The organism is Achromobacter sp. SIMBA_011 (assembly GCF_046535435.1).
In the GTDB taxonomy this organism is placed as follows: Bacteria; Pseudomonadota; Gammaproteobacteria; order Burkholderiales; family Burkholderiaceae_B; genus Achromobacter; species Achromobacter dolens.
Map to the genome: position 1 here is coordinate 1 of NZ_JAWRWN010000076.1, position 415 is coordinate 415.

1 protein-coding gene is annotated in these 415 nt (G+C 47.2%); it reads left to right on the forward strand.

Annotation, left to right across the window (positions count from 1 at the left end):
- Positions 1 to 287 (forward strand): HAD hydrolase-like protein (locus SB816_RS29975; protein WP_410547989.1); only part of this gene is annotated, 287 nt, incomplete at its 5' end.
- Positions 288 to 415 lie beyond the last annotated feature (128 nt).

The following is a 415-nucleotide window of genomic DNA, read 5'->3' on the forward strand; positions in this document are numbered from 1 at the left end:
GAAAGTTGCTTCATGAAAAAGGCGCAACTATCGATGACGAGCGCCTCTGTCCTTTCCACGAAAAAGCCACCGTTGAAAAATACCGGGGTGATCACTATTGGAGAAAACCGTCTCCGGGAATGATAGAAGATATCGTTGCGAGATGGAACGTAGACCGGAAGCGCAGCGTTCTTATCGGCGACAAGCCGTCGGATGTGGAGGCGGCTGTTGCGGCAGGCGTTGATGGTCGTCTATTCAACGGGTCGAATTTGATGAGTTTTGTCGAAGAGCAAGATATCTTGTGTTGAAAATTGTTGTGAAGTCTTCTGTTATGGGAAGTTCAGCGCATGAATGAAGGCATCTCTTATGAAGCTTTCGAGTCCTATTTGTTGCAACAGCGTTATCCTAAATATAACGGGTTGGAGACGTATCACGG